This is a genomic window from Desulfomonile tiedjei DSM 6799 (genome assembly GCF_000266945.1).
GTDB classification, from domain to species: domain Bacteria; phylum Desulfobacterota; class Desulfomonilia; order Desulfomonilales; family Desulfomonilaceae; genus Desulfomonile; species Desulfomonile tiedjei.
In genome coordinates, this window is sequence record NC_018025.1 from 4,483,409 (window position 1) to 4,497,499 (window position 14,091).

Sequence of the window (14,091 nt, forward strand, 5' to 3'; positions counted from 1 at the left end):
AGCGTTATCGCATTCGCAGTACCCTGTCAAGCTTGAGCGCTTTGTTTTGGTTAAAGCCCCCTTGTTCGCGGGGTGGAGCGCGCTGCGCGCCCTCGAATTATGTATAGCTATTTCAATACGTTCCATCCTAGCATCCACTATATTCTCGTTTTTTTTATCAACCACTGGAAAATTATGTTTATTTTTTTCTTGACAGTAAAAAGGGGTTCCTATTAAAGGGATCTTCAACATTTCGAGCTGGGAGGAAGGGTATGTTGAGAAGAATACCTTCTACGCCGTTGGTATGTCTATGCATTTTCCTGTCAACCATTTTCATCTCTGCCGCCTGGGCTTCTGCACCTGATGAATCATTAGAGGTCCTTTTGAGACCCAATCAGGTCGGTGGCCCTCCTTCTCCTGTGGTCCAAAGAACGTCTGCCAAGCCTGCTAAAGTAAGAGCAGTTACCGCTCAGGGCATGGCCGTTTTAGGATGTCCACCCGTGGGAATCACAAAGGTGAAACAGCCTCTGTGCGCTCCCTATCCCGGAGTATTCGCTCCACCGTGCATTTTGCCGCAGCCGCGTCCACGTCAGTGGGAACTCAGCGTCCAGGCGTTCTTTGCCAGATCCAAAGGGTCTATTCAGTGGCCCAGGAACAACTGGATGTGGGGCGGTTACAGTGGCTGGCAGCGAGACGTCGATTTGAACGACGATCTCCAATTGCCTGCACACAACGTATTCGTAGAGTTCAACGCAAAGTACCAGTTCAGCCCTACCTGGTCCATCAGGTACTCGGTATTAACCGACGAAATCAATGGCGGCGGCTGGCCTGCGTGGAACACTTACGGTTTTTGGTTCGGAAACTACTTCTACAGTTATGGGCAGCCCCTCAGTACCAAATGGGAGCATACGTATCAGCGAATCGGGCTGGCGTATGATGCAGTGAAAAGCTGTTCCGCAAATGTGAGCATCTTTGCTGGATGGATGCATGCTGACGACAAGATCGGCGTGAACTGCTGGTATTGCGGAAATTACACGCAGACTTTCAGCAAATCCATGGATTGCGGGATAGCAGGCATCGAACTGCAGCGCTGCCTGAAAACTGCTGCAAACGGAGCGACCCTCTCGTGTGACTCCAAAGCTAGTGTCATCTTTCTGGACGATGCAGAAGGATACGACATCCAGGCAGGAGCCAGATACTCCATTCCCTTGAACGCAGGACGCTGGGGCTTCGTCAAGGGAGGTTACCGAATCGTGGAGCTCAAGAAAACAGTAAACGAGTACTACTTCAAGAATTCGCTGGAAGGCGGTTACGCGGAACTCGGATTCATCTTCTGATCTCTCTGGGTTTGTGTCCGGCCGGTGGAAAAGAGGATTACCATCGTCACCTTCGGGGCTTCCCCACTCTCAATTGCAACGGCCCTGAAGCTATAGGACGGGGGATACGCTAGCACTCTCATTTCACCGGCATTCCTTTTTAGTGAGCCCGGCCGTCTGACGGTGTCTCCCAGCTCGACCCTATCGGTCGGGCTTTTTTTTTCGATTATATCCTCGGTTCAGTCGAGAGTCGGTTGGAGATTCCGGTAATCATCATTGTCAGTCCGACGGGTCGTGTGGTATGGGATGAGCTAATGGCCTTATCGATACGTAGCTATTACCATCTTCGCAGTTATGAAGGTAAGACAGCGAAGGCTGGAGTGTCCTGAGCGGAGTGATCGGACGACTTTGCGTCGTCTGGAGCGAAGGATACCTCCAGCCTCCCGGATTATAAAAAGAAAAGCGAATCGGCATAATACTATTCTTTGAGTACATTGATCGGCGCAAGACCGTCATCTACGAGCTCGTGGTGAACAACCTTAAATTATGGGATTTTTTGACGGAATCGGGAGCAATGACTTCATCTGAACGATGGTTATCCGGAAACTCCTTTCAATAATTGCTCATATTCGGTAATAATAAGGGTTATTCTTTTGAAGCGGGGAAACCTGCGGAAACACCCCCGGAGGATTTGATGAGTCAATCCGATCGGTCCACGCTCCAGTCAGTGGACGAAAAATCTAATTCCGGACAGCGCGATAGCGTAGATGTCACTTCCACTTCCCGTCCGACCACCCCGAATTTCGGACGGAGATTGCTGCGATTCTTTTTCCTTTGCCTGTACATAGGGTTTCTTACTGCTATTGTGCTCGGGGCCCTGGCCGCGGTCGAATACTATGCTTACCTCAAGATCAAATCTTCTCCCTTGGGAGAAGCGTACAAGGGAAGAGATCTGGATCAGGCGCGTCAAAGTTCGCAAAAAGTAGCTCCTCAGTACGGGTATGAGCCGACGCCGGGTTTCGTTGCTGTTCGCAACACGCGCCTGGGCAATTCTTATGAATATATCAATGATGAGAGTTTCAAAGATTTCGACGATGTCCCTCAGGACAAACCTGCTGACGAATACAGGGTCATCGTTACCGGCGGTTCCGTGGTGTACGGTCGCGGGCCGGTGCCTCCGGCTGATGTAGTCGCGGATTTTTACGAAGTGACGTTTCGGTGGACCATTCCCCACGTAATAGAGCAGATCATGAACGCGGATCCCGATATCAAGGCGAAAATCGGCGGAAAAAAGGTCCGCGTGATAAATGCCGGAGTACCGGGATACGTGTATCAAAACAATCTCATGCGGTACCTGGCCAAGCTGCGTCTTTTCAAGCCTGATCTCGTAATTGCCCTCGATGGTGCGAATGAAGTCCATACGGTGGCAAGGCCGCTCAAGGACTGGAATTACTTCACCGAAGGCCCTTACTATGAAGTCATCACGGATGTCATGGATATGGGCTCCAAAGGTCTCGTGAATTATGTGACTCTGTGGCTCAAACGAAATACGTATCTCTTTACCTGGCTCGCAATGAAAGAGGGTGAAGGCCCCGGAATTCTCATGGAGAATAGAGGATTTTCGGCTCATCCACAGGATGCAACCCCAGAGATGATCGAGTATCGGAACCGCAATATTCGCCAGGTCGCAGACGTCATGGCCATATACCATTCCACGCTTCAGTCTGACAAAGTGCCCCATGTGTTTGCGCTGCAACCGATGTTTCGCAACTGCAAAAAGAAACGCACTCCCATGGAGGAGAAAATAGAACAGGTTACCGGCATGCAGAAGATCGGCTTCTACGATGCTGCAGAAACCTACGACGTATTCGTAGATAGCATGAAGAAGCGTGGCAATGAGGTAGGCTTTGAAGTCGCTGACCTCACCGGGATTTACGACAACGTCAGTGAATGGGTCTTCACCGATTGGTGCCATCTTACCAACGGGGCTAATTACATTCTAGCCAAAGAACTGGTGAACCGGGTGAAGACAACCGTGCTTGGACTTCCCCTGAATCCCGATGACGCATTGAAAAATCCATCGGATTCCTATTTCAAGGATTATGCGAGAACCGCCACTATTCTGGTGAACGACCGCCCCGCAGATCGCGGTCTGCAGATCCTCAAGGGATACCCGGGGTCCGAGGTCCTGGAAGTCTCGCCCGGTGGCGGATCCGCGGCAGTCGTCATGGACATAGGAGAAACAGCGCCGCTGTCCAGGATGAGAATTGTCTGGGGCGATGAAAAATCTGTACCCAAACAGTGGGCTATGGAAATCTCCAGTGATGGAAAACAGTGGGAACCATGGATGAAGGCCACAGATACGGTAACGGATAATTACGATCAATGGCCGGGATACGAACATTACGCGAATCGTGAAAGCCAGGCTAGATACATCAGGTACAGTCAATCCGGCGACGATGCAGCCAAGCCGATCCGATTAAGACAGCTCAGTGTTTTCCGGTAATCCGGAAAAAAATGATTTTTTTTGAGCGAAAATATTTGTCAAGCCGGGTTGAGTGGAGTATAAATAAAAGTTTAATATTGTATGCTGCGGCCCGACGGGGTCGATTCCAAGAATGGAGTTCCAGTATGCCGAAAATCAAGAGCAACCGCGGGGCCGCCAAGAGGTTCACGATTCTCAAGAGTGGTAAAGTCAAGCGAAAGAAAGCTTACCACAGCCATATTTTGACGAGCAAATCGACAAAGCAGAAAAGAAATCTGAGAGGCGCCGGGTACATTGACGACACGAATCTAAAGCAGATTCACCGACTTCTGCCCTACGGATAGAAAATACTCTCTCGCCGATTAAGATGCGGCGGTTTTACCGAGAAGGAGCCAAGAATGCCGAGAGCACGCAGTTCGCCCGCCAGTAGGGCTAGACGTAAAAAGATTATGAAGGCAGCGAAAGGATACTTTGGCGGCCGTAGCAGAACCCTGAAACAGGCCAAAGAGACCGTTGAACGCGCCTGGTGTTACGCATATCGCGATCGAAGACAGAGAAAACGCGATTTTCGCCGACTCTGGATCATCAGAATCAGCGCCGGGGTCAGACAGAACGGCCTCTCATACAATCGTTTCATCGAAGGCCTGAAGAAAGCGCAAGTAGCTCTGGACAGAAAAGTGCTCGCGGACCTCGCAGTGATGGAGCCCGCGGCTTTTTCCGCGATAGTTCAGCAGGCCAAAGCAGCGCTGGAAGTTTAGGGACTCCGTTTTCCTGGAGCGGATCTAATACGCATTCGCAATCAAAGAGATAACATCTGGGAAACCCTTCTTGTAAGAAGTGTTTCCCAGGCCCTTCCCAAGAACTTTTAATATTCGCCTAAGCATAGAGTTTTTCAATAGAAAAACTCTATGCTTAGGCGAGTGCTAAAAGTTTTTTGGAGGGGACGGGAACCTTTTTTACAAAAAAGGTTCCCGGGATATTACTGCTTTGAAAGCGAATTGGTATTAAACATCCGCAGCAGCCATCCGCTTCGGGAGACAAATTCCTGCGGACGAACAGCGGTCTTTTTTGGCCGCTTTTTTTGTGGCTTATTGCCGGCGTCTTTGTGCAAGATTATTACTGTGCCTCTGAAACCGTATCATACCGATTGGTAATCGAAGAAGGAATGTTCAGGTCCCGCTGAAGCGAGATCTTAACATAGTTTTACGGGATCGAACCTCTTCCGAAGAACTTGTAGCATTCGTCTGAGTTGTTGTTTTTTCAGTCGAAAAAACAACAACTCAGACGAAGTGTTGAAAGTTCTTTGGAGGGGTTTGGGGAGACTCTTTTACAAAAAAGGCTCCCCAAATCTTACGATGAGAGGGATCATGAAACAACAACTCGAAAACCTCAGGTCCAAAGCCGCGGAACTCATATCCGACACAAAGGATCAACGGATACTCTCGGAAATCCGTACTCGCCTGCTTGGCCGGAAGGGTGAACTGACGAGCATACTTCGCAGCCTGAAAGATCTGGCTCCCGATGAACGAGGCCAGGTGGGGCAGCTTGCGAACAAAATCAAAGCGGAGCTCGAAACCCTTTTCGATCGTGCAGAGACTGCGCTTCAACAAAAGGCGGAAAGCGCCAAGCTGGCGACGGAATTCGTGGACATAACTCTGCCTGGGCGACGATTCATCCCAGGCAGAACTCATATACTCAACAGGGTCGCAGACGAGCTTATCGAAGTATTTGCAGGGCTCGGTTTCCAATTGGCGGAAGGTCCGGAAGTCGAGCTGGACTACTACAATTTCGAGGCGCTGAATATTCCTCGGGATCATCCCGCGAGAGATATGCAGGACACCTTTTATTTTTCCGATAATGTTGTCCTCAGAACTCACACTTCTCCCGTTCAGATCCGGACCATGGAAAAACAGAAACCTCCGGTACGGGTCATCTGCCCGGGAAAAGTGTACAGAAGAGATGCTGATATCACGCATTCGCCCATGTTCATGCAGATTGAAGGACTTTGGGTGGACAAAGGCATATCCCTGTCCGATCTCAAGGGAGTCCTCACGGAATTCGTGCATGTGTACTTCGGAAAGGGAATCGGGCTGCGTTTCAGGCCCAGCTTCTTCCCGTTTACCGAACCGTCTGCAGAAGTGGACATTCAGTGCGTGATTTGCGGCGGCAGCGGTTGCAGAACCTGTTCACAAACAGGGTGGCTCGAAATACTCGGTTCGGGAATGGTGGACCCGGAGCTCTACAAGTTCGTCAATTACGATGCTGACATATATACCGGTTTTGCGTTCGGGATGGGTATCGAAAGAGTTGCCATGTTGAAGTATGGCATTCCTGACATCAGGACGTTCTACGACAACGACATGCGCTTTCTTACCCAATTCTGAGGAGGATTCCCATGCTGGTCAGTTTCAAATGGCTTAAAGAATTCGTTGATTTCGATCTCTCCCCTGAACGGATCGCAGACCTGTTGACAATGGGAGGAATCGAAGTAGAAGGCATTAAACCGGTCGGGCAAGGACTGGAAGGAATCCTCACTGCGCGGATCGTCCATATTGAGAAGCATCCTCATGCCGACAAACTGAGCCTTGCTGATATCGAGCTCGGGCAAAAAACAGTGCGGGTCGTCTGTGGCGCTCCCAATATTGCAGTGGACCAGACGGTTCCCTATGCAGGGCCAGGCGTAGTGCTTCCTTCAGGCCTGGAGATTGTGGAACGCGAGATCAAGGGCGTATCGTCGCCGGGAATGCTCTGCTCCGAAAAAGAACTTGGATTGGGCGAGGATGCATCCGGTATTCTGGTATTCGATGGGGAAGTTTCCTCAGGTGTGCCTTTGCCCCAAGCGTTTCCGTACATCGAAGATTGCATACTCGAAACGTCCGTAACCCCCAACAGGGGAGACTGTCTCTCCATCCTCGGCACTGCACGTGAAGTGGCCGCTCTTTTGGGGGTCCCGTGGAGAATACCCGAATTCGATCTTGATGAGAGTTCAGTCCCGATCGGAACGAAGGCGTCCATCGAGGTGCCGGACACTGATCTGTGCCCCAGATACGTCGCCCGTCTCATAGAGGGGATCAAGATAGGGCCCTCACCTTTTGAGGTGCGTTTAAGACTGGCGCGTTCCGGAGTCAGGGCGATTTCCAATGTTGTGGATGCTACGAACCTGATCCTTTTGGAGTGCGGTCAACCTCTCCATGCATTTGATTTTTCTCTTCTCGAAGACGGGAAGATCGTGGTCAAGCGCTGCGACCCGGGTGAAACGTTTACTACCCTGGACGGAGCGGAGCGCAAGCTGCCGGAAAATGCACTCATGATCAGGGACGGTAAAAGGTCTGTTGCTCTTGCCGGTATCATGGGAGGGTTGAATTCGGAGATCAACGACACGACGTCCACCGTATTGATCGAGAGTGCGTGTTTCGAGCGGTTCGGAATCAGAAGGACTGCCAAAGCGCTCGGCATGTCCACGGAAGCTTCCTACCGGTTCGAGCGCGGCATCGATCCCGATGGCACGCTCTGGGCGGCGCATCGGGTTACCCACCTCATTCAGAAGCTTGCAGGCGGGACAGTTCTGTCCGGCTATCTCGATGTTTATCCGGTACCGATCTCCAGGCCGCCGGTCTGCGTAGGAGTTGCGAAGACCAACAGCCTGCTCGGAACCGACCTGGATGGGATCAGTATGGCCGATTACCTGAAACGTCTCGGAATCGGCATAGAGAATGCCACTGAAGAGTCACTCACAGCTCTTCCGCCATCCTGGAGATGGGATCTGGAACGTGAAGTCGACATGGCGGAAGAAGTGGCTAGGGTATTCGGTTTTCAGAATATCCCGCTCACTCTTGCGGCTACTCAGTCTTCCGCGGACCTGACCCGTGAGAACCATCGAAAGATACAGACTACCAAGTCTTTGATGAATGCTTCGGGCTACTCCGAGGTGATCACGATGTCTTTTGTGTCACGGCAAGCGGGCACCGAGTTTGTTCAGGATTCCAGTAGTGAACTTGCTCTTATTAACCCTCTCACGGAAGATGCCGTGGTCATGAGGACCAGTCTCATTCCGGGTCTCTTGTCAGTCGCGAAGCGAAACATCAATTTCAGATGGGAAGACTTGAAAATCTATGAGTGCGGCAAGACTTTTACTTCCGTCCCGGGCCGTGAGCTTCCCCGAGAAGACCTGAGGCTCGCGGGTCTCGCAACAGGGTCCCGGTATCCCGACCTGTGGAACATGCCCCGGAACGAGACCGTCGATTTCTATGACGTGAAAGGCGCGCTGGAAAACCTTCTCGACGGACTGTCCGTGCACGACGTTCAGTTTACTCCTTCCAAGGTGAGTTTTATGCATCCGGGGAAGTCCGCGGACCTCATGTTAGATGGTTGTAACATAGGCTATGTAGGTGAATTATCACCAATAAAGGCACGTGAGCACGGATTTGAGATAGGAATCTACATGTTTGAGATTCTGCTGGAGCCTCTGTTTGTTCAAATGCGCAAGGAAAGGCTTTTCACTCCGCTCCCTCGCTACCCTTTTATAGAGAGGGATTTATCATTCATCGTTGAAGAAAAAGTTTCAGGGGATGTCATTAAGCGCTTGATTTCACGTTTGGGCCATGATATCATTGCTTCCGTCGTCTTATTTGATTTGTATAAAGGAGAATCGATCCCTGAGGGGTATCAGAGCATGGCCTTCCGGGTAAGGTACCAGTCTGAGGATCGAACTCTGACCGATGAGGATGTCCAGGAGGTACATTCTCGCATTGCAGACGCTCTCAAGAATGAGGTGGGAGCAGCAATGAGGGAATGACACATCAGGCTGCCACGTTGAAAGTTAGGCGTCAATATGGCAACCGGCGAAGCCTCGGATTGGAATCCAGTCGGATAGGATTCTCATTTTGAGGGGTGGTCGAATTATGACTGTCGCGATTCCCGAGAAGCAGTATTTTAAGATTGGCGAAGTCAGTGAAATTTTGGATGTTGAGCCGTATGTCCTGAGGTATTGGGAGTCTGAATTCAAGATCCTGAAGCCGACAAGGACTCGTGCCAGGCAGCGCCTGTATCACAAGAAAGATCTCGAGCTGCTCATGGAGATCAAGCATCTGCTCTATGATGAGAAATTCACCATAGCCGGTGCTAAAAAACGGCTCCAAGAAATGAAGAAGCAGACATCAGCCGAAAAGAAAGCCAAGAAGCCTGCCAAAGCAATAAAAACCAAGGATGAATCCGACAATTCCGAGGCGAAGAACGACAACTCGCCTTCAATGGAACATTCGGATTACAGAGAGATTCTCATTGAGATCAAGAAGGAACTCAAGGAACTCAGATCGATTTTGGAAGGCTAGGCTGGTCACGACGGCACAAGAAGCGTCTTCTTTTCAGCCAATCGGACGAGAGGATTGTGCGGAGCACGATCCTTTTCTCGTCTAACCAACCGGGCTGAAATCTCGGCTGTCTTGCATTCCCATCACAGAAAGAGCTCTGTTCCCGATAATCTGCACGGAATTTCAGATCTTGCTCGACCAATAACCTTCAATCGGCGAGACGAAGTCTCTATACCAGTTGCCCCAAATTAATGACCGATTGAAGGTTAGGAATGTTGGTGGGCGCCGTGCCTCCGCGCCGGCACATCTTCAACATGATCAATGATATCAACATAATGGACCGGCAGGGACGCCGGTCCCCACCTGTAGCTTCTGTTGGAGCATGGGACAATGTCAGAATTTTCAGCAGGCGCTATACTCACGTTCTTCCTGATCGTTAGTTCGCTTTCTCTCTTCTCTGATCTGCAATCACCATTTTCATTGACCCGATCCGTCCTGGTTCGATCATACTTGCATGAACCCGAGGTTTTCTATTGCTCCGAGCTTTCTGCTGCCTTATAGTGGGAATAATTGGTTCCAGCATTTGTTCTTAGCCAACCATTACAAAAAAAGGAGGCCCCCTATGAGCACACCTACTCACTGTCCAGGTTTTGAAGCTCACAAGAACCTTTCTTCCTTTATGTGCAAATGTCCCAATTGCGGTAAAGAAAAAGAGATCTTCTCCGATGAATTCGAGAAATCTCATGTGTGCTCCGGCTGCAAACAGCCGATCGATTTTTCCAAATGCACACTGGAAGCTGGAACAAAGTAGCTTTTCTCTCCTTGTCACTCGATCCAGCCGCGAACAATTTCTCGCGGCGGATTTCTTACTCAAACATTCACATTCTTGCTGTAGCCAAGGCAATTATACGATTTTGCATTCAAGATGCGCATTGATCTGACTGCGCAGATCAGTGGCACCCAAAAATAAGACCTGTCTTGATCGCAAGTTTGTATCAGTCCGTCAAATCGTTCGCTACCATCCCAAAAGGTGCGATAAAGTTTTGCATTTACAATGTGAATCGTCGAGGGAGTCTTTGTAACAACTTCTTCCGAGAATTTTACTTATAGCTGTTATCGAAAGTCTTGACGGAATCCAATGCCTGCAATGGGAAGAATCAGTAGCGCCGGCGTCCCTGCCGGCGATAACTTATTGCTTTGTTTGGTGAATTGTTCGCCGGCACGGAGGCCGGCGCTACCAATTGCTGGGAACTGCTCTTCACAATCCGTGATTACTTTCGAGAATCGGTATAGCCTCGTCCCACTTATAATCAATGATTTCGGTCAACACCCCGTTCAGTTTTTTAGGATGTATGAATGAGAACTCGCAGTCGCGAAACGGACGTGCAATCTCGCCATGAGAATCCGGTATGAACGGATAGCCTTTGCCCTGGAGATCTTTGACAGCTTCACGTGTATTATCCACATTGAAGCTTATGAGCATTATGCCCTCCCCTCGTTTTTCGATGAACCTGGCAACCTCACCATCGGGGGTTGTTGATTCCATAAGTTCAAAGCCTACTTCTCCGACCAAATAACGAGCCACTCTGATTTTTTCCAGTTCATCCACATAGGCGTCGTCAGGCTTATCTTTGCCCAAAAATGGTTCCCACACCTTGCGAGCCTCTTCCAGATTCTTCACTGCTATGCAGATGTGGTCGATTTTGTTGATTTTCATCATTACCTCCTCAGTCGTATGACCGGCACAATGATCCGGCATCACATGTCATGCCAATTCGCTTTTCTTTTTGTAATCTGGGAGACTGGAAGTATCCTTCGCTCCGGACGACGCAAAGCCGTCTAATCACTCCGCTCAGGACACTCCAGTCTTTCGCTGTCTTGTAGCAAAATGTATAAAACAGTGCCCAATTACGAAAAGCACTTCTCGGCATTGGTAGGTGCCGTGCCTCCGTGCCGGCACATTTTTCAAATACAAATCAACCAGTTCGGGCCGGCAGGGACGCCGGACCCTACTAAGGCTGGTGGCGGTTGACCTCCGTGCAGGCCAAATTAGGGTTCATGAAGGCGAATCCGTATCAGGATTCGATTATCTCTTTCACAATTCGGAGAAAGGTCTCTCCCCGGTGGTATTCATTCTGAAACATACCGAATGATGCACATCCCGGGGAAAGAAGAATCACGTCTCCGGCCCGAGCTTCCGACATTAGGCCGTACACCGCTGACTTCAGATTCTGAAAGGGGCCCAGGAGCTTTGCAGCGCCCCCTGAATCTTCAATGCCGCGGCTGAGCTTCTCCGTTCCGTTTCCTTCCAGCAGAGCTATCCTGTGAGCGCGGGATGCTGCTTCCGCGGCAAAAGCGCTCAGGTCCAATTTTTTGTCCGAACCGCCTGCAATCAGGAATATTCGTCTTCCTTCCATGGAGCGCAAAGCAGCACAACCTGCTACAGGAGTGGTGCTCGTGGAATCGTTGACGAACGAGACACCGTTTTTTTCCGCAACCCACTGGAGCCGGTGTTCGACTCCGCCAAATTCCTCAACAGTCCTTCGAATGACGCCCTCTTCGATCCCCAGATTGCGGCACAGAACAGCGGCAGCCGCTATGTTCTGACGGTTGTGCGTACCAGGTAATCGAACCGCCCATTCGCGAGGCACATCTTCTACTCTGAAAAATTTCACGCCCGCAGGAGCTTCCTTCGCGAGCGCGACTGTCTCGTCCTGGTCTCCATTGAATGCACAGAAATCATCGTTCTTCTGATAAGCGTACACTGCTTTCTTATCCTGGATGTAATCGTGCATACCAGCGTATCGGTTCAGGTGATCCGGATATACATTCGTGAAAACCGACGCAGACGGAGACAGTGCAGCATCGTGGAATCCCTGGAGCTGCCAACTGGAAAGCTCCAGCACCACCATGTCATCAGGAGTGGCATGCTCGAGAAGCGGGAGCGTAGCCTGCCCGAGAATATTCCCTGCAAGGTGAGCCTTTCTTCCTGCTTGGGAGAGAATCTTGTGGATCAACGTGGTGGTTGTCGTTTTGCCCCGGGTCCCGGTTATACCCACCACTTTGCCCTTGAAATGCTTACAAAAAAGGCTTTCATCCATCTCTACGGGAATATTGTGCTCTTCAGCTATCTTCAGAAAACGAGATGAGCGCGGAACATCGGCATTGCGAAGGACCATATCAGTATCGATAAAGTCCTCTTCCACGTGAGTTCCCAGATGAAGGGTGACAGGCAGTCCCTTGAGCCTGTCCACCGATGGGGCGAGCTGATCGGCTGTCTTGAGGTCCGTGACGGTAACGTGCGCACCGCATTGAATCAAGAAAAGAGTATCGTTCAGGCCCCGACCCAGGAGGCCGAGTCCCATGACCGTGATCCTTTTACCATGAAAAAACGAGCGAGCATTGAACACTGGTGAGCATCCTGTTCGAGAAGAGTAGATTATTCAAGGCAAGTCGAGGGGAAGATATTCCTGGGTCTCCTCATCATCGGATATGGTTTTGGTGACAATCTTTTCCTTGACCATTAGAGGTTCGGGATATTTGGCAGGAATTACGCCGCAACGCGGGCAGATTTCAATGGGCGCTTTGTTGTTGAATCCGCATAATGGACACACCAGAGGTAGGGCGGCACTTCGCCCTTTTCCGTCGGTAAGCTGCATGAGCTCGCCATCCAGTGATATCACCAGCGAAGCTATATTCCTGAGAACAATGTGCAACATCTTGAGTTGCAGGAGCGGGTCCAACTCCTTGAAAAGAAGTGCGTTTATCTGAAGCAGTTTGCAATCTCCCTGTGCGACGACTCCTGCAGATCGCTGCTGTCTGGCAAAAGCACCTACTTCTCCGAAAACCGCTCCAGGCAAGAATCCGGTAAGTATCCTGGACTGCTTGACGACTTTCACATTGCCTTCCAGGAGCACGAAGAAGTTGGAGTCAGTCTCATTTTCCCGAATGATGTATTGTCCCGCATGGCAGGTGACGAACTCGCCTACTTTCACCAGCTCGCTGATTTCTTCTTCGGAAAAGAGAGAAAACAACTCGAATTTCTTCAAGTTCTCCACAAGTTCGTCATCGGGGGATATGAGGGTATGAATCCCCGCCTTCAAACAGGCCGCAAGGTCATCGGCCAGGTCTTTGGCTCTCGGGTACCGTTTGTTCGGATTCTTTTCAAGACATTTGGAGACGATGCGATCCAACTGCTCGGGTATTTCAGGGTTGATCCTGCCCGGTGGTGGTGGCACTTCGGTGCAGATCTTGGATAAAGTGGATTCCGAATCGATCCCTTTGAAAGGAGACTGCCTGGTCAAAAGCTCGAAAAGCACCACTCCAAGTTGGTAAATATCGACGCGATGATCCTGTTCCCTTCTCAGAACCTGTTCCGGAGCCATAAACCGTGACGAGCCGACAACAGCGTGACGACGATGTCCTTTCAGATGCTTCCGGAATCTGGCTATACCGAAATCCGTTATCTTGGGAATTCCCTGTGCGGACATAATAATGTTTTCCGGCTTGATGTCGCGATGAACCACTCCTTTGGAATGTGCGTAATCCAAAGCCAGAGCAAGTTCGTAGATGATCTCTACGGATTTTTTCATGCTGAAGGGTGATGTGCGCTGGTGCTCAAGTACGGTCCTTCCGTACACAAATTCCATCACCATGTAGAACAGGTCGCCTTTTTTCCCAACGTCGTAAATGACCACAATATTCGGATGCAGGAGTGCTCCGGCAGTCTGCGTCTCCAGGAAAAAATCCCTCATCAATTTTTCTTTGGTGGTTTCCGAGCCGGGCGTGGACATGATCGTGAACACTTTTATAGCCACCGGTCTCCGGATGATCTTATCGTTGGCAAGGTACACCCTCCCCATACCGCCCTCGCCTATCAGCCGGATAATGTCGTATCGTTTTATTCTTTTCAGTTTGGTGGCATCCGGTTCCGAAGTCATATGGCCGGGACAATCCTCTCACACCAATTTGCATTCAAAATCCCCCCATTTTACCCTTTGAT

Annotated in this window: 11 protein-coding genes; 8 read left to right on the forward strand and 3 right to left on the reverse strand. The window is 50.3% G+C overall.

All coding sequences use genetic code 11. The features are described 5' to 3' along the window. Nucleotides 1-251: 251 nt before the first annotated feature. From DESTI_RS19105 to DESTI_RS19140, 8 genes are all read left to right on the forward strand, one after another. Complete coding sequence (locus DESTI_RS19105) at nt 252-1,316, forward strand: hypothetical protein (protein ID WP_014811611.1); 1,065 nt, start codon at nt 252-254, stop codon at nt 1,314-1,316. Nucleotides 1,317-1,989: 673 nt separating this feature from the next. Next, nucleotides 1,990-3,801 (forward strand): SGNH/GDSL hydrolase family protein, encoded by a 1,812-nt coding sequence (locus tag DESTI_RS19110; protein ID WP_014811612.1) that lies wholly within the window; start codon nt 1,990-1,992, stop codon nt 3,799-3,801. Nucleotides 3,802-3,926: 125 nt separating this feature from the next. Beyond that, nucleotides 3,927-4,124, forward strand: coding sequence for a 50S ribosomal protein L35 (gene rpmI, locus DESTI_RS19115; RefSeq protein WP_014811613.1), 198 nt, complete (start codon nt 3,927-3,929; stop codon nt 4,122-4,124). 54 nt (nt 4,125-4,178) lie between these two features. Continuing rightward, nucleotides 4,179-4,538: a 50S ribosomal protein L20 gene (gene rplT, locus DESTI_RS19120; protein WP_014811614.1), complete on the forward strand. Its 360-nt coding sequence runs from the start codon at nt 4,179-4,181 to the stop codon at nt 4,536-4,538. A gap of 609 nt (nt 4,539-5,147) precedes the next feature. Continuing rightward, on the forward strand, nt 5,148-6,164 hold the full coding sequence (pheS, locus tag DESTI_RS19125; RefSeq protein WP_014811615.1) for a phenylalanine--tRNA ligase subunit alpha: 1,017 nt from the start codon (nt 5,148-5,150) through the stop codon (nt 6,162-6,164). 11 nt (nt 6,165-6,175) lie between these two features. Further along, entirely contained in the window at nt 6,176-8,575 is a 2,400-nt protein-coding gene (gene pheT, locus DESTI_RS19130) for a phenylalanine--tRNA ligase subunit beta (RefSeq protein WP_014811616.1), read from the forward strand. Between the two features lie 106 nt (nt 8,576-8,681). Continuing rightward, the gene (locus tag DESTI_RS19135) at nt 8,682-9,110 is read left to right on the forward strand and encodes a MerR family transcriptional regulator (RefSeq protein ID WP_014811617.1); all 429 of its coding nucleotides are present in this window, start codon (nt 8,682-8,684) and stop codon (nt 9,108-9,110) included. Nucleotides 9,111-9,711: 601 nt separating this feature from the next. Beyond that, on the forward strand, nt 9,712-9,900 hold the full coding sequence (locus tag DESTI_RS19140) for a hypothetical protein (RefSeq protein ID WP_014811619.1): 189 nt from the start codon (nt 9,712-9,714) through the stop codon (nt 9,898-9,900). Between the two features lie 447 nt (nt 9,901-10,347). Here the strand turns inward: DESTI_RS19140 and DESTI_RS19145 are convergent, their stop codons facing one another. The 3 genes from DESTI_RS19145 to DESTI_RS29145 form a co-directional block, all read right to left on the reverse strand. After that, nucleotides 10,348-10,806 (reverse strand): VOC family protein, encoded by a 459-nt coding sequence (locus tag DESTI_RS19145; protein ID WP_014811620.1) that lies wholly within the window; start codon nt 10,804-10,806, stop codon nt 10,348-10,350. Between the two features lie 358 nt (nt 10,807-11,164). After that, nucleotides 11,165-12,499 carry a UDP-N-acetylmuramoyl-L-alanine--D-glutamate ligase gene (gene murD / locus DESTI_RS19150; protein ID WP_014811621.1) on the reverse strand — a complete coding sequence of 445 codons (1,335 nt, stop codon included), beginning with the start codon at nt 12,497-12,499 and terminating at the stop codon, nt 11,165-11,167. A 33-nt stretch (nt 12,500-12,532) separates the two neighbouring features. Beyond that, nucleotides 12,533-14,029, reverse strand: a complete 1,497-nt coding sequence (locus DESTI_RS29145; protein ID WP_014811622.1) for a serine/threonine-protein kinase — start codon at nt 14,027-14,029, stop codon at nt 12,533-12,535. Nucleotides 14,030-14,091: the final 62 nt, after the last annotated feature.